At 30.1% G+C, this 19,838-nt stretch carries 18 protein-coding genes; 11 read left to right on the top strand and 7 right to left on the bottom strand.

Features of this window, described 5'->3' with window-relative positions; all coding sequences use genetic code 11:
• Nucleotides 1-14: 14 nt before the first annotated feature.
• Together hemC and hemA are read right to left on the bottom strand one after the other, a co-directional pair.
• Nucleotides 15-1,598 (bottom strand): hydroxymethylbilane synthase, encoded by a 1,584-nt coding sequence (gene hemC / locus Q8S45_RS10375; protein ID WP_305604415.1) that lies wholly within the window; start codon nucleotides 1,596-1,598, stop codon nucleotides 15-17.
• Nucleotides 1,585-2,850, bottom strand: a complete 1,266-nt coding sequence (hemA, locus tag Q8S45_RS10370) for a glutamyl-tRNA reductase (protein WP_305604413.1) — start codon at nucleotides 2,848-2,850, stop codon at nucleotides 1,585-1,587. Before hemA ends, hemC begins: the two co-directional genes overlap by 14 nt.
• Before the next feature lie 276 nt (nucleotides 2,851-3,126).
• On the opposite strand from hemA, the gene Q8S45_RS10365 reads away from it, so the two are divergent.
• The 5 genes from Q8S45_RS10365 (at nucleotide 3,127) to Q8S45_RS10345 (ending at nucleotide 9,830) form a co-directional block, all read left to right on the top strand.
• Nucleotides 3,127-4,020 carry an AraC family transcriptional regulator gene (locus Q8S45_RS10365; RefSeq protein WP_305604411.1) on the top strand — a complete coding sequence of 298 codons (894 nt, stop codon included), beginning with the start codon at nucleotides 3,127-3,129 and terminating at the stop codon, nucleotides 4,018-4,020.
• Nucleotides 4,021-4,114: 94 nt separating this feature from the next.
• Nucleotides 4,115-5,134 carry a ferrochelatase gene (hemH, locus tag Q8S45_RS10360; RefSeq protein ID WP_305604409.1) on the top strand — a complete coding sequence of 340 codons (1,020 nt, stop codon included), beginning with the start codon at nucleotides 4,115-4,117 and terminating at the stop codon, nucleotides 5,132-5,134.
• Between the two features lie 419 nt (nucleotides 5,135-5,553).
• Nucleotides 5,554-7,170 (top strand): thiamine pyrophosphate-dependent enzyme, encoded by a 1,617-nt coding sequence (locus Q8S45_RS10355; RefSeq protein ID WP_305604407.1) that lies wholly within the window; start codon nucleotides 5,554-5,556, stop codon nucleotides 7,168-7,170.
• Between the two features lie 2 nt (nucleotides 7,171-7,172).
• The gene (locus Q8S45_RS10350; RefSeq protein WP_305604406.1) at nucleotides 7,173-7,772 is read left to right on the top strand and encodes an indolepyruvate oxidoreductase subunit beta; all 600 of its coding nucleotides are present in this window, start codon (nucleotides 7,173-7,175) and stop codon (nucleotides 7,770-7,772) included.
• Nucleotides 7,773-9,830, top strand: a complete 2,058-nt coding sequence (locus Q8S45_RS10345; protein ID WP_305604404.1) for an acetate--CoA ligase family protein — start codon at nucleotides 7,773-7,775, stop codon at nucleotides 9,828-9,830.
• 23 nt (nucleotides 9,831-9,853) lie between these two features.
• Here the strand turns inward: Q8S45_RS10345 and recR are convergent, their stop codons facing one another.
• Entirely contained in the window at nucleotides 9,854-10,465 is a 612-nt protein-coding gene (gene recR, locus Q8S45_RS10340; protein ID WP_305604402.1) for a recombination mediator RecR, read from the bottom strand.
• A gap of 76 nt (nucleotides 10,466-10,541) precedes the next feature.
• Between recR and Q8S45_RS10335 the strand changes: the two genes are divergently transcribed.
• The 4 genes from Q8S45_RS10335 to Q8S45_RS10320 all read left to right on the top strand — a co-directional run bounded on the left by Q8S45_RS10335 (nucleotide 10,542) and on the right by Q8S45_RS10320 (nucleotide 14,190).
• The gene (locus Q8S45_RS10335; RefSeq protein WP_305604401.1) at nucleotides 10,542-12,011 is read left to right on the top strand and encodes a sodium:solute symporter; all 1,470 of its coding nucleotides are present in this window, start codon (nucleotides 10,542-10,544) and stop codon (nucleotides 12,009-12,011) included.
• 9 nt (nucleotides 12,012-12,020) lie between these two features.
• Complete coding sequence (pdxH, locus tag Q8S45_RS10330; protein WP_305604400.1) at nucleotides 12,021-12,665, top strand: pyridoxamine 5'-phosphate oxidase; 645 nt, start codon at nucleotides 12,021-12,023, stop codon at nucleotides 12,663-12,665.
• Nucleotides 12,666-12,801: 136 nt separating this feature from the next.
• A complete protein-coding gene (locus tag Q8S45_RS10325) occupies nucleotides 12,802-13,290 on the top strand; it encodes a histidine phosphatase family protein (protein WP_305604398.1) in 489 nt (162 codons plus the stop codon).
• Nucleotides 13,291-13,293: 3 nt separating this feature from the next.
• Nucleotides 13,294-14,190 (top strand): Ppx/GppA phosphatase family protein, encoded by an 897-nt coding sequence (locus Q8S45_RS10320; protein ID WP_305604397.1) that lies wholly within the window; start codon nucleotides 13,294-13,296, stop codon nucleotides 14,188-14,190.
• Nucleotides 14,191-14,253: 63 nt separating this feature from the next.
• On the opposite strand, the gene Q8S45_RS10315 is transcribed toward Q8S45_RS10320, so the two are convergent.
• Both Q8S45_RS10315 and lpxK read right to left on the bottom strand, forming a co-directional pair.
• A complete protein-coding gene (locus tag Q8S45_RS10315) occupies nucleotides 14,254-15,066 on the bottom strand; it encodes a purine-nucleoside phosphorylase (RefSeq protein ID WP_305604396.1) in 813 nt (270 codons plus the stop codon).
• Nucleotides 15,038-16,075: a tetraacyldisaccharide 4'-kinase gene (gene lpxK, locus Q8S45_RS10310; RefSeq protein WP_305604395.1), complete on the bottom strand. Its 1,038-nt coding sequence runs from the start codon at nucleotides 16,073-16,075 to the stop codon at nucleotides 15,038-15,040. The genes Q8S45_RS10315 and lpxK overlap by 29 nt, the downstream gene beginning before the upstream one ends.
• Before the next feature lie 98 nt (nucleotides 16,076-16,173).
• On the opposite strand from lpxK, the gene Q8S45_RS10305 reads away from it, so the two are divergent.
• Nucleotides 16,174-17,268, top strand: coding sequence for a Nif3-like dinuclear metal center hexameric protein (locus tag Q8S45_RS10305; protein WP_305604451.1), 1,095 nt, complete (start codon nucleotides 16,174-16,176; stop codon nucleotides 17,266-17,268).
• Between the two features lie 2 nt (nucleotides 17,269-17,270).
• The gene (locus tag Q8S45_RS10300; protein WP_305604393.1) at nucleotides 17,271-18,041 is read left to right on the top strand and encodes a zinc ribbon domain-containing protein; all 771 of its coding nucleotides are present in this window, start codon (nucleotides 17,271-17,273) and stop codon (nucleotides 18,039-18,041) included.
• A gap of 23 nt (nucleotides 18,042-18,064) precedes the next feature.
• Here the strand turns inward: Q8S45_RS10300 and Q8S45_RS10295 are convergent, their stop codons facing one another.
• Nucleotides 18,065-18,874 (bottom strand): bifunctional 2-polyprenyl-6-hydroxyphenol methylase/3-demethylubiquinol 3-O-methyltransferase UbiG, encoded by an 810-nt coding sequence (locus tag Q8S45_RS10295; protein WP_305604392.1) that lies wholly within the window; start codon nucleotides 18,872-18,874, stop codon nucleotides 18,065-18,067.
• A gap of 1 nt (nucleotide 18,875) precedes the next feature.
• Entirely contained in the window at nucleotides 18,876-19,670 is a 795-nt protein-coding gene (locus tag Q8S45_RS10290; protein WP_305604390.1) for a hypothetical protein, read from the bottom strand.
• Nucleotides 19,671-19,838 lie beyond the last annotated feature (168 nt).

Genomic DNA, 19,838 nt, shown 5'->3' with positions numbered 1-19,838 from the left:
ATTAAATTATAGTTTTATTTTTTAAAATAATCATTTACTGATTTAATTACACTTTCAACTGTAGAAAGTTCAGCAACTTCTACATTTTTAAAGTGTTTTTTTGCTTCAAAAGCTGTTGTTTCTCCAATACAAAAAGCAACCTGATTCGCCGGAGTATTCATCTCTAAAAAACTTTCAATTCCAGAAGGACTAAAAAATAAAATTCCTTTAAATCTATCTTCTAATTTTCTAGGAGTTAAAGATGTTTGATAACACTCAATTTCATTAACTATCATATTATTCTTTGCTAATATGGTAACTAATTCATCTCTTCTTTTATTTCCACAAAAAAAAGTAATTTCATTTTTTTTCAAATTTGCAACCAAATAATTTGCTAATTGCGCTGCAGAATTTTCTACCTGTGTTACTTTTCCTATTTTCTTTTCAATTAATCGTTTGGTTCTTCTACCAACACAATAAATATTTTTGAAATCTAATTCCACCGCTGAAAAATTATCTACTATTGCTTCAACCGCATTTTGACTCGTGAAAACAACATGCTCAATTGGTTTTTTAATTACCACTGGTTTAAGTCTATTACTTCTAATCGTAATAAAATCGCTCATAGAAGCTCCAATATTTTCAGCTAACAAGTTTGTTTGATCAACTGCTAAATTTTTTGTTGAGTAAATTGAAATTTCTTTTTCAAAAAGAATTATTTCCTGCATTAATTTTTTTCCTCCTCGTTCCAAAATGAAATTTGCAGCATACTCTGCCAAGGTATCTGAATTTCCAACTTCAACAGATTTTGCAAATTCAATTTTATTTTTTCCGTCTGGACTAAATAAAACGCCTTTAAATTTAATTTCTTCCTTTATAATTAATGCTAGAGCTCCAATTGGTGCTGTACAACCACCCTCCAAAACTTGTAAAAATTTACGTTCAATTTCTACACAAGTAGCGGTATCTGAATGATTTATTTGACTGCAAAATTCCAATAATTCTGGGTTTGAAGCTAAAGCTGCTACCATAACTGCACCTTGTGCAGGCGCAGGAACCATCCAATCTAATTTAAGATAACCTTCAGGTTCAGGTAACAAATCAAGTCGTTTTAAACCGGCTGCTGCAAAAATAGCACCTCCCCATTCATTATCTTCCAATTTTTTTAACCGTGTATTTACATTCCCTCTCAATCCAACAACTGTATGATGCGGATACCTATGCAACCATTGTGCTCTTCGTCTTAAACTTCCAGTTGCAATAGTTGGATTATCGTTTGCAAAAAAATGTTCGTCTTTTTTTAAAACCAATATATCATTAAAATCACCTCTTTTTAAAATGGCTGCTTGAACAATACCTTCCGGTAATTTTGTTGGTACATCTTTAAAAGAATGTACTGCAATATCAATTTTATGGTTTAAAAGTGCAACATCTAAATTTTTTGTAAAAACACCGGTAATACCTAATTCGTACAACGGTTTATCTAAAACAATATCTCCAATAGAGTCAATTTCAATAATCTCTGTAGTACACCCAAAATGTTCTAATTGTTTTGCAACAGTATTTGCTTGCCAAAGTGCGAGTTGACTTGATCTCGTTCCTATCCTAATCGTGTTCATTTAAAATTAACTCTTCAATATTAAACATTCTACTTATTACACTTATACTTTGATCAACAGCAGTTTCTTCATCTTTTAAATGTTTCACATATTGAGTAGTAATTTTTTGAATCATTCTAGCAGTCACATATTCAGCGTGTTCTGCATTAAAATTCTTTATTTTTTTTGAATGAAAACTAATTTCATCGTTTTGAATTGCAATAAGAGACTCCTTTAGGGCATTTACAGCTGGAACATATTTTCTAGTAGAAATCCATTCATTAAATTCGTTTTTATGTTTCTCTATAATCAGTTCGGCTGCCGGAATCTCATTTCTTCTAATTTCAAGCGTTTTATCTGTTATTTTAGATAATTCATCCACATTAACCAATGTAATTCCTGGCAATTCTTTAACACAAGGTTCTACATTTTCTGGCATTGATAAATCCAAAATTAATATTTTTTCAACACTTTTTAAATGATCACAATTTATAGTTGGAACATTTGCACCTGTTGAAACAATTAAAATATCAGATTCGGAAATGGTTTCAGCTAATTTTGAAAATGCTACCACATTTATTTCAGGATGTTCTTCCTTAAATTGTTTTGTTTTTTCATCGGTTCTATTAACCAACGTAATATTCCTATTATTGGTGTATTCTAATACATTTTTACAAGTATTTTTTCCAATATCACCCAACCCATAAATTAATATTTTTTTTGTTTTTAACTCTTCAAATGAATCTATAAGATATTGTATAGTTGCATAAGCAACTGAAGTTGTTCCAGAACTAAGTTTTGTAGAATTCTTTACTTCTTTACTAGCCTGTAAAACCGAATTCATCAAACGTTCTAAATAAGCATTGGTTGTACCCAACTTTTTAGCAAGTTTAAAAGCTTCCTTTAACTGACCAACAATTTCATAATCACCTAAGATTTGACTATCTAACCCTGTTCCTATATTATAAAGGTGTCTAACAGCATCTTTATTTTTATAAACATTAGAAACATTGATAAATTCTTCAACACTTCCTTTTGAATATTTTATAAGTAAACTAATTAATTCGAAAGGATGTTTTGCAAAACCAGTAATTTCGGTTCTATTACAAGTTGAAAGTATAAAAAGCCCTTCAATCCCTTTAGCTTTGGCCTCGTTTAATAATAAAATTTGATTTTCTTTTGAAACACTGAATGCTCCTCGAACCTTAACATCTGCCTTTTTATAACTTAAGCCTACGTTGTATAATTTAGTAGACATTCTTTCTTCACTCATAATTAATGTATTATCAATAAGTATCGACAAAAGTACAACATATTTTTTTTCAATTATATCGACATAAGTACTATTATTATCGACATAAGTTACTGTGATTATTTAGAGTGATTCTAAATAAATGTTGTTTTGAAATAAACTATGATAAACATCAGTAAAAATAAGCCCTTAGAAATATGACAAATGTCAGTTAATTAATTAAAACTCACATTTTTTTGTGTAAATTATTATTCCTATTTTTGCTAAAGTAAATTAAAATAAATGTAAAAATAACGTATGAAATCTTCTTTAGTAACTTACAGAAACATCGACAAAAGTACTCAATTTCTTTTTAACGAATCAGGTTCTTTTAAAGTCTTTCATTTAAATAATTTATCGAATGAAACGGAGTTTTTTAAACATTCCTTATCAAATAATTACATTCAGATTTATTTTTGCACTTCAAATACTTGTAAAATTGCTCTAAATTTTGAGCATTGCGCTTTTGATTTAAAGGAAGGAAATTCGAGTATGGTGTATTTTAAAGATGACAAAATGGATCTCTTTTTTAAGCTTCCATCTGATTCAGAATTACTCGCAGTTTTTATTTCAATTGAATATTTCCATTCATTATTTTCAATAAATGGCACACAATTATTTAATTACAGTAAATTAAAATCTGAAAACCCAATTATTGAACCAAAAGAATTTACTGGAACTATAAAACCTATATTAAATCAAATAATTTCCAACCATACAAACGACCCACTTAGACCAATTTTTATAAAAGGAAAAGTGTACGAATTAATAAGTTATTATTTTAGTACTCCCAACAAAACTGAAAATGAAAGTTGCCCATATGTTGCAACTGAAGAAACAATTGGAAAAATTAAAAAAGCAAAACAATTAATAATTAAGGAAATGATCAATCCACCATCTTTGGCAGATTTAGCTAAAGAAGTTGGGTTAAATATTAAAAAGCTAAAAACAGATTTCAAAGAATATTACGGAGTTCCTGTTTTTACTTTTTTACTAAATTATAAAATGGAACTTGCTAAAACATTATTACAAGAACAACAATTAAATGTTAATGAAATAGCGTCTCATTTAGGTTACAGCACTTCAAGTCATTTTATTGCCGCATTTAAAAGGGCCTATGGCATTACTCCAAAGCAATTTTCCAAAACATAATATTCTAAATTATCCAATAATATTTTTTAGCAAGTTAGCGCATCATTATTAATGAAATTTTACCAATTAAATTAAGAAAAACGAACATAAACAGATGAAAGGAGCTTTATTAGTAAACTTAGGTTCTCCCAAAAGTACGAGTGTAAAAGATGTTAAAAATTATTTAGACGAATTTTTAATGGATAAGAGAGTTATTGATACTCCCTATCTTTTAAGAGCTTTTTTGGTAAAAGGAATTATTCTAAACACAAGACCGAAAAAATCTGCTGAAGCATATAAAAAAATTTGGTGGGAAGAAGGTTCACCACTAATTGTATTATCTGAGAGGTTGCATAAAAAAGTACAAAATAACACAACAACACCAGTTGAATTAGCCATGCGTTACGGAAACCCATCCTTAGAAAATGGAATCAAAAAATTAGTTGAAAAAGGTGTAACTGAGATTTTCTTAATTCCACTGTACCCTCAATTCGCAATGGCTACTACTGAAACAATTGTAGTTTTAGCAAAAAAAATAAGTAAGAATAAATATCCAAACTTAAAAATAACAAACCTACCTGCATTTTATAATAACCCAAATTATATTGAAGTTTTAAGCAACAGTATTCAAAAAGAACTTGTAAAAACTAATCCCGAACATCTACTTTTTTCATATCATGGTGTTCCAGAAAGGCACATTAAAAAATCGGATATTACAAAATCACATTGTAAAATTGATGGAAGTTGCTGTAATACATCTTCAGTAGCACACGAATTTTGTTACAGACACCAATGTTATGAGACCACCAAATTAGTGGCTGAAAAATTGAAACTTCCAAATAACTTTTATAGCACTTCGTTTCAATCTCGTTTAGGACGCGATCCTTGGTTGCAGCCATATACTGATTTAACCATTGATGATTTTCCAAAAAATAATATTAAAAAATTAGCCGTTGTAACTCCTGCTTTTGTTTCAGATTGTTTAGAAACTCTTGAAGAAATTGGCATGGAAGCTAAACATTCGTTTATTGAAAATGGAGGTGAACACTTTACAACCATTCCTTGTTTAAATGACAACGACGAATGGGCCAATACATTAAGTACTTGGATAAATAATTGGTCTAAAAAAAACTAATTAAGCTTATATCACACAAGAATAGAGTGATTTCAATCATACTTCTAGATGACCCTAATCATTGTAATAAATAAATACATTTTTTAAATTTGCAACAGAATAATTAAATTCTTATTAAAATTAGAGTTTGTTTAAGAAAAGTTAATTGAATCCTCACTTCGATTAACTTTTTTACTTTCTAAAGGTGTTTCTTTAAATTAAAATTACATTATTCGCAAAAAATTTATTTGATATTAGAAACTTTTCATTATTTCCAATCAAATTAAATTAAAATCATTAGTAATAGTCCAAAATCGTTACGTATTTAATAATCTAAATATCAACCTGTTATAAATTGAATTATGACATAAATCATAGATAAAAATATTCTTATTGCATATTTTTACACCAAATATTTCAACTAAATTAAGTTACATTTTATGAAAAAATTATTATTGGGAAATGAGGCTTTAGCACAAGCAGCAATAGATGCTGGAATATCAGGTGTTTATGCCTATCCCGGAACTCCTTCTACAGAAATTACAACCTATATACAAAATTCACCAATTGCAAAAGAATTGAAAATCCATTCTAACTGGTCGGTGAACGAAAAAACAGCAATGGAAGCTGCGCTTGGAATGTCTTATGCTGGAAAAAGATCAATGACTGTAATGAAACACGTAGGACTAAACGTTGCTGCCGATGTTTTTATGAATATGTCTGTTTCTGGTATAAATGGAGGTTTAGTTGTTGTTGTGGCAGATGACCCTTCTATGCACTCCTCTCAAAATGAACAAGATTCACGCTATTATGGAAAATTTGCATTAATTCCAATATTAGAACCGTCTAACCAACAAGAAGCTTACGATATAACCAAACATGCTTTTCTCTTATCTGAAAAAACTGGATTACCTATTATGGTGCGAATGGTAACTCGTTTATCTCATTCAAGATCTGGTGTTGAAACTGGAAAAAGAGAATTACAAAACAACATTAATTTATCAAAAAACCCTCATCAATTTCAGTTAATTCCAGTACATGCAAGAAACAGGTATCAACATTTGATTGATATTCAAACTAATTCAAGAGAAAATTCCGAAAATAGTAATTTTAATAAATTTATTGATGGTTCAAACAAATCCATGGGAATTATTGCTGCAGGAATTGCTTTTAATTATGTAATGGAAAATTTTGAAGATGGAAATTGCCCATATCCAATTCTAAAAATTTCTCAATACCCTTTACCAAAAAGAAAGGTTAAACAATTATTTGATACTTGTGAAAAAATTTTAGTTTTAGAAGATGGTTATCCTTTTATTGAAGAATTAGTGTCCGACTTTTTAGGAGAAAACAAAAAAGTGATTGGTCGTTTGTCAGGTCATTTAAACAGGGTGGGTGAATTAAATCCAGATAACATATCTAAAGCTTTAGGTTTTACACAAATAAAACCTAAAGAAATACCAAATATAGTTACAGCAAGACCACCCGAATTATGTGTAGGTTGTGGTCATAGAGATTTATTTAATGCCATTAATGAGCTTGGCAAAGAAAATAACGATCAAAAAGTTTTTGGAGATATTGGTTGTTATGCATTAGGCGTTTTGCCTCCATTTAATAGCATCAATACACTTATTGATATGGGTGCTTCCATAACCATGGCTAAAGGCGCTTCTGATGCGGGCATTCACCCGGCAATTGCAATTATTGGTGATTCAACTTTTACGCATTCTGGTATGACTGGCTTGTTAGAGGCTGTTGTGGAAAACACCAAAATGACTGTTATTATTTCTGATAATTCTGCCATTGCAATGACAGGTGCTCAAGATTCATCAGCTTCTGGAAGATTGGTAACTATTTGCAAAGGAATTGGTGTTGATCCAGAACATTTAAAAGTATTAACGCCTCTTCATAAAAATTTAGAAGAAAATATTGAATTGATTCGAAATGAAATAAATTATGATGGCGTTTCAGTTATTATTTCTCAACGCCCTTGTGTTCAATTATCAAAAGAAAAAAAGGATAACATTAAACATTTATTAGAAATTGCAATAAATTAAGTATGAAAATAAATATAATATTAGCAGGTGTTGGCGGACAAGGAATTTTAACTATTGCAGCTGTTTTAGATACTGCTGCATTGGCTTCTAACCTCAACATTAAACAATCTGAAGTTCACGGAATGAGCCAACGTGGTGGCGCTGTAGAATCTCATGTTAGGATATCAGACAAAGTAATTTTTTCAGATTTAATTCCTCAAGGAAAAGCAGATATGATAATTTCTGTTGAACCCATGGAATTATTACGCTATTTACCATTCTTAAAAAAAGATGGTTTGTTGGTTACAGATTCAAATCCATTTTTAAATGTTTCAAAATACCCTGATTTAGAAGAATTATATACTGAAATACAATCGTATCCAAACAGCATTTTGGTAAATGCTCAAAAAATTGCCAAAGATTTAGGTAATTCTAGAGCAACAAATATTGTTTTATTAGGCGCAGCTTCATCACAACTTCCTTTAAGTGATGATTGTTTGCAACAAGCTATTAAAACACTTTTTGAACGAAAAGGAGAGAAAATTGTAGCAAAAAATTTGGAAGCTTTTGAAAAAGGAAAAGAAATTGCAAAAGAAATATTTTCAAAGAATGTAATTTTATAAATGATACACGAAAAATTAATTAACCCTGCAAGTATTGTTGTTATTGGGGCATCTAACAATAAACAAACTCCTGGCGGAAGCGTTTTAAACAACCTTATTAGCCATAATTTTAAGGGAGAGCTGTTTGCAGTAAACCCTAAAGAAACTGTTGTTCAAGGGGTTAAATGTTATTCGCAAGTTTCTGAAATTCCTAATGTAGATGTAGCTATTATTGCCATTGCGGCAAAATTTACACTTGAAACCATCCAACTATTAGCAACTACAAAAAATACAAAAGGTTTTATCATTTTTTCGGCTGGCTTTAGTGAAAAAGATGAAGATGGCGCCAAACTAGAACAACAAATTGTTACAACTATTAATGCTGTCGGTGGAAGTTTATTAGGCCCCAATAATATAGGATTAATCAATCAAAATTATGCAGGAGTTTTTACAACACCAATCCCAAAATTAAATTCAAAAGGAGTCGATTTTATTTCAGGATCTGGAGCAACAGCGGTTTTTATTATTGAAGCAGCTGCAGCAAGCGGATTAACTTTCTCAAGTATTCATACTGTTGGAAATTCAGCTCAAATTGGAGTTGAAGAAGTACTAGAACATTTGGATGAAGATTTCAATGAACAAAGTTCTAAGGTAAAGTTACTTTATATTGAAAGCATTTCAAATCCTCAAAAACTATTAAAACACGCAACTTCATTAATTCAAAAAGGCTGTAAAATTGCTGCTATCAAAGCGGGTAGTTCAGACGAAGGCAGCAGAGCTGCAAGTTCCCATACCGGTGCTTTGGCAAATTCTGATGTCGCTGTAGATGCTTTATTTAAAAAAGCAGGAATTGTACGCTGCTATGGTAGAAACGAATTAATAACTGTTGCTTCTATTTTTCTTCATCCAACATTAACTGGAAAAAATATAGCTGTAATTACCCATGCTGGAGGACCAGCTGTTATGCTTACCGATGCTTTATCTAAAAGCGGATTAAATGTACCAGAAATAAAAGGGAAAGTAAGTGAAGAATTACTTGAAAAATTATTTTTAGGATCTTCAGCATCCAACCCAATTGATTTTTTGGCAACCGGAAATGCCGAACAATTAGAAACCATCATTGATTACTGTGAACATAAATTTACAGAAATAGACGCTATGGTGGTTATTTTTGGAAGTCCCGGTTTATTTGAAGTATATGACGTGTACGATGTTTTGAATAAAAAAATAAATTCGTGCTCAAAACCAATCTTTGCCATTTTACCATCGGTTGTAAATGTTAAAAACGAAATTGAACATTTTATATCAAAAGGAAATATTGCCTTTTTTGATGAAGTGCAATTTGGAAATGCCCTTGGAAAAATTTTTAATTCTACACCTATAAGCATTCCTCAAGAGAAAAATTTAAGTGAAAATTATAACGAAATACGTGAAATAATAGCCAATTGTAAAGAAGGTTATTTAGATCCAAACACAGTAAAACAACTTTTACAAGCAGCAAAAATTCCAATAGTTGAAGAATTTGTTTGTACTGGTGTTGCTTCTTGCGAAAAAGCTTTAAAATCAATCAACTTTCCTATAGTTATGAAAGTTATTGGACCTGTTCATAAATCAGACGTTGGCGGTATTGTTTTAAACGTAGAATCTGTGCATAAAATGACAGAATCCTTTTATAAATTAATGAAAATTAAAGGTGCAACTGCTGTTCTTTTACAACCAATGAAAAAAGGATTAGAATTATTTATTGGTGCCAAACGAGAATCTAATTTTGGACATCTGGTGTTATGTGGTTTAGGTGGCATTTACATTGAAGTATTTAAAGATATACAGGCCAGATTAGCCCCAATTTCAAATGATGACGCATTGGAAATGATTCGAAGTTTAAAATCATACAAAATAATACAAGGTATTCGAAATCAGGCTGGTATTAATGAAAATACGTTTGCTGAAATAATTACAAAAATTTCAAATTTAGTTTCAATAGCACCGGAAATTAGTGAGTTAGATTTAAATCCGTTATTAGCAACATCTGAAGAAATTATTGCAGTAGATGCGCGAATTTACATTGAAAAAAATTAAAAAATTTTCAGACTGAGCATTAATTACAACGATTTTTCAAAAGGAATTCTATTAATTATACTTCGACCAAGTGTAACCTCATCGGCATATTCCAATTCATCGCCAACAGCAATTCCGCGTGCAATGGTCGATGTTTTTATATGAAATTGTTCCAATTGTTTAAAAATATAAAAATTTGTGGTATCGCCTTCAATGGTTGAGCTTAGCGCAAAAATAACTTCAGCCACATCCCCATTTTTAATTTTTTCAACCAAACTATTAATGGTTAAATTATGAGGACCAATTCCTTCTATCGGCGAGATTTTTCCACCTAATACGTGATACAGCCCTTTGAACTGACTGGTGTTTTCAACAGCCATTACATCCCTCACATCTTCAACAACACAAATAATTGATTCGTCTCTATTTGGATTTCTACAAATTTCGCAAACCTCAACATCTGAAATATTATGGCACTTTTTACATAACTTAATATCATTTACCAAATTAACCAAAGAATTAGCTAATTGTTGCGTTTGTGATTTTGGTTGTTTTAGCAAATGCAAAACCAGTCTTAATGCGGTTCTTTTACCAATTCCTGGTAATTGAGAAACCTCCTTTACAGCATTTTCTAGAAGTTTTGAAGAAAAATTCATTTGGCAAATGTACAATTCGCAAATGATATTCTCAATAATTTTAGTTTCTTTGTTAATCTAAAACATCATCCAATTTATGACACCAATTTTTATACTTTCATTAATAGCTGCTTATTTTTCCTTACTCTTGATTATAGCCTATTTTACTGGAAAAAACAGCACAAATGAAACTTTTTTTAAGGCTAATAAAAAATCGCCTTGGTATTTGGTTGCTTTTGGAATGATTGGCGCTTCATTATCTGGGGTTACTTTTATTTCTGTTCCTGGTTGGGTGCAAAGCTCTCAATTTAGCTATATGCAAATTGTATTTGGCTATTTATTTGGCTATTTGGTTATTGCATATGTACTAATACCAATATATTACAATTTAAAAGTAACCTCTATTTACGAATATTTAAAACATCGTTTTGGAACTACTTCACATAAAACAGGTGCCTTTTTCTTTTTTGTTTCGCGCGTTTTAGGCTCTGCTTTTCGATTGTTTTTAGTAGCATCAGTATTGCAATATTTTATTTTTGATTCTTGGAAAGTTCCTTTCGAAATAACAGTTATATTTTCCATTTTATTAATTTGGATCTATACTTTTAGAGGTGGAATTAAAACTATTGTTTGGACAGATACGCTTCAAACCGTTTTTATGCTTACCGCCTTATTTGCAACTATTGCTATTATTTTAAGTAAATTGGATTGGACTATTGCAGATTTATTTACTTCAACAGAATTTAAAAATTATAGTAAAATTTTGTTTTTTGATAATTTTTTAGATAGTAAACATTTTGTAAAATCGTTTTTAGGGGGAATGTTTATTGCAATAGCAATGACAGGATTAGACCAAGATATGATGCAAAAAAATCTGACTTGCAAATCGGCTAAAGAATCGCAGTGGAACGTTATCACTTTAGGAATTGTATTAATTGTAGTTAATTTTGTTTTCCTAATGCTTGGAGCTTTATTATTTATTTATTCCGAAAAATTCGGAATTGCTGTTCCTATTGTAGATGGAAGTATAAAAACAGATTTACTTTTTCCAGAAATTGCTTTAAACAGTGGATTAGGAAATGCTATTGGAATATTTTTCATAATTGGATTAATAGCAGCTGCATATTCAAGTGCAGATAGTGCTTTAACTGCACTAACTACATCATTTTGTATCGATTTTCTAGATATAGAGAGAAAAGAGTTGCATAAACAAGAATCTCTTCGAAAAAAAGTACATGTTGGAATTTCAATTTTATTAATTTTAGTAATCATTGTATTTAGATATGTGTTAGAAGAAAACGTTATAAGTAGCGTGCTACAAGTTGCCTCCTATACCTATGGTCCGCTGTTAGGACTTTTTGCTTTTGGAATTTTTACCAAGCATAAAATTAACGACACGTATGTTTGGGTTATTGCAGTAGCATCGGTTGTTATTAGCTATTATCTAAATATATACACTCCTAAATTATTTAATGGATATATATTTGGGTACGAACTATTAATTGCAAATGGATTAATTACTTATATTGGTTTATATTTACTAAAAAAATCAACTTCTAAAGAGTAACCTTATCCTATGGAAAACGATTTAAGCAATTCGAGAAAAGCATATTCAAAAAGTGAACTTTCTGATGCCGATGCCCTTGAAAACCCAATTGAATTATTTCAAAAGTGGTATTTTGAAGTAGATGAATTTGGAGGTACTGAAACCAACGCAATGACTATTGCAACCATTGGATTAGATGGTTTTCCAAAAAGTCGAGTTGTTTTAATGAAAAAATATACGTGGGAAGGCTTTATTTTTTACTCCAATTATAGTAGCGAAAAGGGAAAATCAATAGAAAATAACCCAAATGTTTGCCTTTCTTTCTTTTGGGAAACATTAGAACGACAAGTAATTATTAAAGGCTACGTCGAAAAAATTGCAGAGAATCTTTCAGATGGCTATTTTGAATCTCGACCGGATGGAAGTAAATTAGGTGCTTGGGCTTCTAATCAAAGTGAAGTAGTTCCTTCTAGAAAATATTTAGATGATCGCTTAAAAGAATTTGAACAAAAATTCAATAATAAGGAAATTCCGAGACCAGCGTATTGGGGTGGTTATATTGTAAAACCAATTTCTATTGAGTTTTGGCAAGGTAGACCAAACAGGATGCACGATAGAATTAAATACACACTTCAAGAAAATTTCGATTGGAAAATTGAACGATTAGCCCCTTAAATTTTATATTTGAATTTTACAATTAAAAATAAAACAAGCATGTTAAAATTTTTAGCAATCACGGAGTATTTAATAGCATACAGTTGTAACCTATAAAAAATAAACCTTTAAAAGACATGCAAAAAAATAAAAACACATGAAAACACTTTACATAGTGCGCCACGCCAAATCGTCTTGGGATTATGAAGGAATTAAGGATATAGACCGGCCGTTAAAAAAACGTGGAATTACAGATGCATATTTAGTTTCCAATGTTTTACAAAAAAAAATTGCTTGTCCAGATGTTTTTATATCTAGCTGCGCCAATAGAGCATTACATACTGCTATGATTTTTGGATACTCTTTTAATTTTCCCCTTGCACACCTTAAAATTAGCAAATCGTTGTATAGTTTTAGCGATGGCTATTTAATAAAAACGGTGAAAGCCTTAGATGATGGATTTGATTCTGCCATTATTTTTAGTCATGACCATGGTATTAGTGATTTTGTAAACCAATTTGGGAGTTTAGAGGTAGATAACGTTCCAACATGCGGTGTGGTGGGTATTAAATTTGACACCTTACATTGGAAAAATATAAAATCCGGAAAGACATTTATCACAGAATTTCCTAAAAATTATAAATAATCTATGATGAAAATTAAAAAACTTGCTGGTATAGACATAGGTTCAAACGCTATTAGGTTATTAGTAGCCAACGTTTTAACAGATGAAAATGATGAAAACCCAAGTTTTAAAAAATCAGCTTTAGTACGTGTTCCTATTCGTTTGGGAGCTGATACATTTATACATAAAAATATTTCAGAAGAGAACAAAAACAGAATGATAAAAGCTATGAAAGCATTTAAGTTACTAATGCAAGTTCATGGTGTTCATAAATATAAAGCATGTGCAACCTCAGCCATGCGAGAAGCAATAAATGGTCAAGAAGTAGCAGATGAAATTTTCAAAAAAACCAATGTTAAAATCGATATTATTGATGGTAAAAAAGAAGCAATCATTATTTTTTCGACAGATTTAAGCCATGTTATTAAACCAAATAAGTCTTATTTATATGTAGATGTTGGTGGTGGTAGCACAGAATTTATTGTTTTTTCAAAAGGAAAAATAGTCAATTCTAAATCATTTAAAATTGGAACGGTACGGTTATTAAATGATAAAATGGGGACTTCAGCAATTTGGAAAAACATTGAAACTTGGATTAAGGAAAACACTAAAAATCTTAAAAATTTATCTCTTATTGGTTCTGGCGGAAACATTAACAAACTATTTAAACTTTCTGGAAAACCTATGGGAAGACCCCTTTCTTTAGCATATTTAAAAGCACAATATCAGTTTTTACAACAACTGACCTATGAAGAACGAATTTCTAAACTTGATTTAAACCCTGATAGAGCCGATGTTATTATACCTGCAACAAAAATTTATGTATCTGCAATGGAATGGAGCGGTGCGACTACTATTTTTGTGCCTAAAATTGGTTTGGCTGATGGTATTGTTAAAAGTATTTATTTTGGAAAACTGTAACATATTTTTAACCCATAAAAAAGGTGGCATTAGCCACCTTTTTACTTTTATTATTTATAAACTTTAGTTATTTAAAATAAATTCTTTTACTAAAATTCCTACTTTTTTTTCAGCGATTTTAGCAACTTCTTGAACCTCTTCATGGGATACCGATTCGATAATTCCTTCAATTCCCAAGTCAGTAATTACTGATATTCCTACACAAGTCATTCCCATATGTTTTGCGACAATCACTTCTGGAACAGTTGACATTCCAACAGCATCTGCTCCAACTAATTTAACCATCCTATATTCAGCAGGAGTCTCAAATGTTGGACCTTGTAACGCTAAATAAATTCCCTTTTGCAATGGAATATTTAATTTAGCAGCAATTTGTTCCATTTTGGCAATCATTTTTTTACTATAAGGCTCGTGCATATCCACAAATCGTGGTCCAAAACGATCTTCATTTTTACCTCGTAATGGATGGTCTGGAATAAAATTAATATGATCAGAAATCAACATAATATCTCCAACTTTAAATGCGGAATTTACTCCTCCAGAAGCATTGGAAACGATTAAATTTTCAACCCCTAAATATTTCATCACTCTAACTGGAAATACAGTTTCCTCCATCGTCCATCCTTCGTAATAATGGAACCTACCTTTCATTGCAATTACATTTTTTGCTCCTATTTTACCTATAATTAATTCACCCGAATGTCCTGGAACAGTCGATATTGGAAAATTAGGGATCTCTTTATATGGTATAGCTAAAGTAACATTAATATTTTCTACAAAATTTCCCAATCCTGTACCTAATATTATTCCAAAATCTGGTTTTGAAACACCTTTACTTTGTAAAAATTTAACGGTCTCTTGAACTTTGTTCCACATAATTTTTTATGATATTATCGAACCTTAATTGATCCGTTATAAACTGAGTTTTTATTAATAAATAATGCAAATTTTTGAATTTTGCAAAGATACGAACATAATCCTTTTCTGTAGTTAAAACAGTTTTTTTATTTGATTGTATTTCACTGAATGCTTTTTCAATAGTGTCAATATCCTTGTTTTTAAACGCATAATGATCAGGAAAATTGAAATGATGAAATACAATTTCGTTTTTAGAAAGGTAATTCAACATTGGTTTTGGATTTGCAATACCCGTAACTAAAACAACCTCACCCCCTTTAAACGAGTTTAAATTTTCCGAAGAACTCCCTTTCAAATCATTATCATACCCTATTCTCGTAAAAAACACATTTTGATGCTTCAGTGGTTTTAATTTTTCTATAATTTCAGTTTTGTTTTCCTCATTTAAATCATCCGGACATTTTGTAATAATAATAATTTGTGCTCTTTGGGCTCCTTTTCTACTTTCACGCAGATTTCCTGCAGGTAACAAAAAATCATTACAAAATAAATTATTATAAGAAGTAAGCAAGATGGCTAAACCAGCTTTTATTTTACGATGTTGAAAGGCATCATCTAATAATATAACATCAGGTGGATTTTTCAATTCTTCCAATTGGGAAATTCCTCTCTTTCTATCAGAATCAACACTTACAATAATTTTTGAAAATTTTTTAAAATATTGAAAAGGTTCATCACCAATATCTTCTACCGTAGTTTTTTGATTTGCAATTAAAAAACCACTTGTTTTACGTTTGTAACCCCTACTTAAAACAGCAATCTTATACTTTTCTTGTAATAATCGAATCAAATATTCAATTTGTGGTGTTTTTCCTGTTCCGCCAGTGCTTAAATTTCCAACCACAATGCAAGGAGTTTTAAATTCTTTGGATTCCAATATATTTAGATCATACAACTTGTTACGAAATGTTGTAGCAAAATCGTATATAATTGAAAATGGAAAAGTTATTAGGCGTAATAATCTCATAGATTCCAAAATTACAAAACAAATAACAAATTAAATTACTAATTATAGCATCTTTAAATGGTATCAATTATATTTGTTTACAGATATTATGTATTATGATAAAAATAAAAGATATTACAACTTGCATTGAAGAAATAGCGCCTTTAAATTATGCCGAAGACTTTGATAATGTTGGACTTTTAGTAGGTAATTATTCAACTGAAGTTACAGGAGTTTTGGTAACCCTAGACACTTTGGAAAATGTAGTAGATGAGGCCATTGCAATTAATTGTAATTTAATTGTGAGTTTTCATCCTATTATATTTTCTGGTTTAAAAAAATTAAATGGCAAAAATTATGTTGAGCGTGTGGTAATAAAAGCCATTAAAAACGACATTGCCATTTACGCAATGCATACTGCATTAGACAATAGCATTATAGGTGTTAATGCTAAAATTTGTGAAATTTTAGGACTGAAAAATCAAAAAATACTAATTCCTCAAAAAAATACCATAAAAAAACTAACAACTTACGCACCCAATAATCATGCAGAAGAAGTTAGATTGGCACTTTTTAATGCTGGCGCAGGAACTATTGGAAATTATGAGAACTGTAGTTTTAATACAGAAGGTTTTGGCACTTATAAGGGAAATAAAAACTCAAATCCTACGATCGGTCAGAAAGGTGAATTCCATTCTGAAAAAGAGACTTTTATAAGTGTAATTTATGAAAAACATAAAGAAAAAAATATCTTATCTGCTCTTTTTAGTAATCATCCGTATGAAGAAGTTGCTTATGATATTGTTTCTTTAGATAATTTGAATCAAGAAATAGGCTTGGGAATGATAGGTGAATTAAAAGAAGAAATAGACGAACTTTCTTTTTTACAATTACTAAAAAACACGATGAATGCACAAGGTATAAGGCATTCTAAATTACTTCATAAACCAATTAAAAAAGTAGCTGTTTTAGGAGGTTCTGGAAGTTTTGCCATAGATAATGCAAAAAAAATGGGTGCCGATATTTATATAACAGCAGATATTAAATACCACGAATTTTATAAAGCCGAAAATGAGTTGATAATTGCAGATATTGGACATTATGAAAGTGAACAATTCACAAAAAATCTTTTAGTTGAAATTCTTACAAAAAAATTCCCTAATTTTGCAATCATTTTGTCAAAGAAAAATACAAACCCAATTTATTACCTATAAATATGTCTAAAAAAGAAGTTACAGTTGAAGAAAAATTAAGAGCGCTTTACGATTTACAATTGATTGATTCAAGAATCGATGAAATTAAAAGTGTAAGAGGAGAGTTGCCTTTAGAAATTGAAGATTTAGAAGATGAGATAGTTGGTTTAAATAAAAGACTTGCCAATTTTGCCGATGAGGTTACTTCAATTAAAAACGATATTGCAGTTAAAAAACAAGCTATTGAAGATTCAAAAGCTTTGGTAAAAAAATATACCGAACAGCAAAAAAATGTTCGTAATAACAGAGAATTTAACTCTATTAGCAAAGAAACTGAATATCAAGAATTAGAAATTCAATTAGCTGAGAAAAGAATTAAAGAATTTAAAGTGAAATTGGAACAAAAAAATGAAATAATTGAAGGAACAAATGAAAAACTTGCTTTACAACAAAATTTGCTAAAACATAAATCAGATGAACTCAATGATATTATGGGTGACACCCTAAAAGAGGAAAAAGTTTTATCTGAAAAATCTATAGAATATGCTGAGCTAATAGACCTTCATTTATTAAATGCATATAAAAGAATACGTTCTTCAGTTAAAAACGGATTAGCAGTAGTGTCTGTTGAAAGAGGAGCCTCTGGAGGTTCTTTTTTTACAATTCCACCTCAACGAATTGTTGAAATAGCGAGTCGCAAAAAAATTATTACAGATGAACACAGTGGTAGAATTCTTGTAGATGGCGCTCTTGCAGAAGAAGAAAAAGAAAAAATTGACAAACTTTTTAAATAGTATAAAGCCTCCAGTTGGAGGCTTTATTTTTTTATAGCTTTAATGGAGTATAATAAAGGGAATAGTCTTGCATTCTCTTTCAACACAAACATCCCCTCTTCTGTTTTTTCCATGTCTGGAAAACTATTGTAAGGCGATTTTTCAAATTCATGCAAAAATTCAATTTCCAAACCAGCATTTACCAAAGAACTAATCACTTCACCTAATCCGTGGTTCCAACCATATTCTTTACTAATAATTTCAGCATTTTTATTAGTATATGTTCCTTTATATTCTTCGTAAATAACCTCACCTTTTAAGTACGAATATTTTATTTGAGGCGGAGATTCTGTATAACTAAACATCCAAACAATGGGGTGAAATTCAATCATATAAAAACTACCTCCTTTTTTCAATTTAGAAGCAATAATTTGAGCCCATTTTTCCAAATCTGGCAACCAGCCAACAACGCCATAAGACGTAAAAACAATATCAAATTTTCCTTTTACAGTTGCCTCCACATCATACACATTGCTTTCAATAAATGTTGCATTTAAATCCAATTTTTTATTCAATTCAATGGCTCTATCAATTGCTTTTTTAGAAAAATCAACTCCAGTACAAATTGCACCTAACCTACTCCAACTCAAGGTATCTAATCCAAAATGACATTGAAGATGTAATAATTTCTTTCCATTAACATTTCCAACTTCAGTTAATTCAAAATTATTAAGTGATGTTTCACCTTTTAAAAAACCATCAACATTGTAAAATTCTGAATTGGCATGAATTGATACTTTATTGTTCCAAGTTTCCTTGTTAACCTCAAAATATTTCTTGTAAGCGTCTTTCATATTAATAAAGTTCTAAAAACAAATATAGCCCAAACCAAAGAACAGGAATCCCTTCTACCAAAAAAACTGTGAAATACCTACTTCTATTAGGTGTAACATACACTAAAACCAAGCCACATACAATTGCTACTAAAATTATTACAACAATTTCATTTGAAAATTTTTCATATTTCAAAATGTCTAGCAACACAAAAAAAAGAATCAAAAAATAACCTAAAACTTTTGTTTTACCAATACCGATAACCTGTGGAATAGTTTTTAACTTTTCGGGATCATCATAAATGTCTCTAATATCAAAAGGTAAAGTTATAATAATAATAAATATAATTCGCTGCACAAATTCTAAAACTACCGAGCAATTAAGTGTATAATTTGCTTCACTTAAAGGAAATAAAACAGTCATTCCTGCCCAAGTAACTGAAATGCTAAATATTTTTAAACCAGGGAAGTTTCGAAATGAAAACTCAAATGATCGCCAATTAAAAATTGGAATTACATAAAATAGGGCAATTATAGAAAATAGAAGTAGAATTATTAATGTGATATTATTAAAATCAGTATAAAAAAAGGAATAACCTAATCCCAATATAGAGAAACCGCATAAAAGAATAATTTTAGTTCTGTATTGCTTATACCATTCCTTAATCCAATGGACGTTATTGGTTTTAATTTCATAATATCCAATAAAATTATAGGTTAAAATAATTGAAAAAAAAATAAAAATTGAAGAATATCCATTCGTCACACCAAATTTAAGCAAGGTAATTTCTGTTAAACAAAAACCCGCAATTGCCACATGAATATTGCTAAAAATATAAAAATTTATTTTGATTGTCCGTAATTACCCATAATTAATAAAAAAGCGTTATATTTGATAAAAAAAACGATGAATTTATTCAGTTTTACAGCAAATTTTGGGAGCGAGGAATCTTGTAGGCTTCATTTTAAAGAAGAAAGAGACAAA

This window comes from Lutibacter sp., assembly GCF_030692605.1.
Classification (GTDB): Bacteria; Bacteroidota; Bacteroidia; order Flavobacteriales; family Flavobacteriaceae; genus Lutibacter.
This window is presented reverse-complemented; position numbering and strand designations above follow the sequence as displayed.

Coding starts and splice junctions, on each gene's coding strand:
- recR (WP_305604402.1), bottom strand. CDS start 10,465: ATGAATTTTTCTTCAAAACTTCTAGAAAATGCTGTAAAGGAGGTTTCT.
- Q8S45_RS10300 (WP_305604393.1), top strand. CDS start 17,271: ATGTCTAAAAAAGAAGTTACAGTTGAAGAAAAATTAAGAGCGCTTTAC.
- Q8S45_RS10315 (WP_305604396.1), bottom strand. CDS start 15,066: ATGTGGAACAAAGTTCAAGAGACCGTTAAATTTTTACAAAGTAAAGGT.
- lpxK (WP_305604395.1), bottom strand. CDS start 16,075: ATGAGATTATTACGCCTAATAACTTTTCCATTTTCAATTATATACGAT.
- Q8S45_RS10345 (WP_305604404.1), top strand. CDS start 7,773: ATGATACACGAAAAATTAATTAACCCTGCAAGTATTGTTGTTATTGGG.
- hemH (WP_305604409.1), top strand. CDS start 4,115: ATGAAAGGAGCTTTATTAGTAAACTTAGGTTCTCCCAAAAGTACGAGT.
- hemC (WP_305604415.1), bottom strand. CDS start 1,598: ATGAACACGATTAGGATAGGAACGAGATCAAGTCAACTCGCACTTTGG.
- Q8S45_RS10365 (WP_305604411.1), top strand. CDS start 3,127: ATGAAATCTTCTTTAGTAACTTACAGAAACATCGACAAAAGTACTCAA.
- pdxH (WP_305604400.1), top strand. CDS start 12,021: ATGGAAAACGATTTAAGCAATTCGAGAAAAGCATATTCAAAAAGTGAA.
- hemA (WP_305604413.1), bottom strand. CDS start 2,850: ATGAGTGAAGAAAGAATGTCTACTAAATTATACAACGTAGGCTTAAGT.
- Q8S45_RS10350 (WP_305604406.1), top strand. CDS start 7,173: ATGAAAATAAATATAATATTAGCAGGTGTTGGCGGACAAGGAATTTTA.
- Q8S45_RS10295 (WP_305604392.1), bottom strand. CDS start 18,874: ATGAAAGACGCTTACAAGAAATATTTTGAGGTTAACAAGGAAACTTGG.
- Q8S45_RS10320 (WP_305604397.1), top strand. CDS start 13,294: ATGATGAAAATTAAAAAACTTGCTGGTATAGACATAGGTTCAAACGCT.
- Q8S45_RS10355 (WP_305604407.1), top strand. CDS start 5,554: ATGAAAAAATTATTATTGGGAAATGAGGCTTTAGCACAAGCAGCAATA.
- Q8S45_RS10335 (WP_305604401.1), top strand. CDS start 10,542: ATGACACCAATTTTTATACTTTCATTAATAGCTGCTTATTTTTCCTTA.
- Q8S45_RS10325 (WP_305604398.1), top strand. CDS start 12,802: ATGAAAACACTTTACATAGTGCGCCACGCCAAATCGTCTTGGGATTAT.